The 1,482-nt window shown below is 65.9% G+C and carries 1 protein-coding gene; it reads right to left on the bottom strand.

Going from position 1 to position 1,482, the window contains the following annotated elements; translation table 11 throughout:
• Positions 1–46: 46 nt before the first annotated feature.
• The gene (locus WBG06_RS26480) at positions 47–1,405 is read right to left on the bottom strand and encodes an IS256 family transposase (protein ID WP_336740815.1); all 1,359 of its coding nucleotides are present in this window, start codon (positions 1,403–1,405) and stop codon (positions 47–49) included.
• Positions 1,406–1,482 lie beyond the last annotated feature (77 nt).

The raw sequence follows: 1,482 nt of genomic DNA, 5'->3' as shown, positions 1-1,482 counted from the left end.
GGGAGTGTCAGGAACTTTGTGTAACTGATCATCGGCTTGTTTGTGTTCAGTTCAGACCCAGGCGTTCTTCGCCGAAGGCCATGGTAAGGGTGTTGAGGATGGGGCGCCATCCGTTGATCCGGCCGGTGGGGCCGGGCTTGTTCTTCTCGCGTTGCTTGACCGCGAGGTAGAGGACCTTCAAGGCCGAGTCCTCGTCGGGGAAGCTCCCGCGGCGTCGGACAGCGGCCCGGAATCGGGCGTTGAGGGACTCGATCGCGTTGGTCGTGTAGACCAGCTTGCGGACCTCGACGGGGAAGTCGAGGAACGGGGTGAACTCCTCCCATGCCTCGCGCCAGGACCGGATCAGGGCGGGGTAGGTGGCCTCCCAGCGCTCGGCGAACTCGGTGAACTCGAGCTCGGCTGCCTCGCGGTTGACCGCGGTGTAGATCCGCCGCATCCCGGGGGTCAGCTTCTGCCAGTCCTTGCGCGAGGACAGGCGCAGACTGTTGCGCACGAGGTGGACCACACAGGTCTGGATCCGGGCTTGGGGCCAGACCGTGTTGATCGCCTCGGGCATGCCCCTGAGCCCGTCGCAGCACACGATGAACGCGTCCATGACGCCCCGATTGCGCAGGTCGGTGAGCATCGCCATCCAGGCCTTCGCGCCTTCCCCGCCGGTGGGTCCGACCCACATGCCGAGGACGTCGCGGTAGCCCTCGAGGTTGACGCCCATGACCACGTAGACCGGCCGGTTCGACACCGTCCCGTCACGAACCTTGAGGTAGATCGCGTCGATGATCAACACCGGGTACACGCGGTCCAGGGGCCGGGTGCGCCAGCGCTTCATCTCATCGGTGATCTTGTCGACCACCGTTGATACCAGGTCCCTGCTGATGGTGGTGTCGTAGACCTCTTCCAGGTGCGCGACCACGTCCCCGGTCGTCATCCCCTTCGCGTACAGCGAGATGACCGCGTCGTCGAACCCGGTCAGCCGACGCTGGTGCTTGGGCACGATCTGCGGGTCGAAGGTCCCCTCCCGATCCCGCGGAACAGCCAGGTCGACCTCACCGACCTCGGTCCGCACCCGCTTCGGGCTCGACCCGTTGCGCGAGTTGCCGCTGTTACGCCCAGCAACCTCGTGCTTGTCGTAGCCCAGGTGATGCGACATCTCAGCCTCGAGCGCGGCCTGGAGGACCTGCTGGGTCAACGTCGTCAACAGACCACCGTTCCCGGTCAAGGCCAGGCCCTTGTCTGAGGCTGAGGCGACCAGCTGGTCAGCCAGCGTGGCCAACCCCTTCGACAACTCCGCCGGCACCGCCTCGTTGACCGGGACGGGCACCAACGCGGCCTCGTCCTGCTCGGCCCGTCGACGGCGACCCCGCCGCAACGGCTCACCGCCGTCGTACTCCCCGCTGTCTCGATCCATGACGTGATGCTCCTTCCGCCACGGACCAGATCCGTGGCATCACGCCGAGCCAGTTACACAAAGATTCCGACAGACCC

It is taken from the genome of Nocardioides sp. CCNWLW239 (assembly GCF_037137035.1).
In the GTDB taxonomy this organism is placed as follows: domain Bacteria; phylum Actinomycetota; class Actinomycetes; order Propionibacteriales; family Nocardioidaceae; genus Nocardioides.
The sequence above is the reverse complement of the archived record's forward strand: the minus strand, read 5'-3'. Positions and strand labels throughout refer to the sequence as shown.

Excerpts from the sequence above, each read along its gene's own strand:
- WBG06_RS26480 (WP_336740815.1), bottom strand. The coding sequence starts at position 1,405 with ATGGATCGAGACAGCGGGGAGTACGACGGCGGTGAGCCGTTGCGGCGG.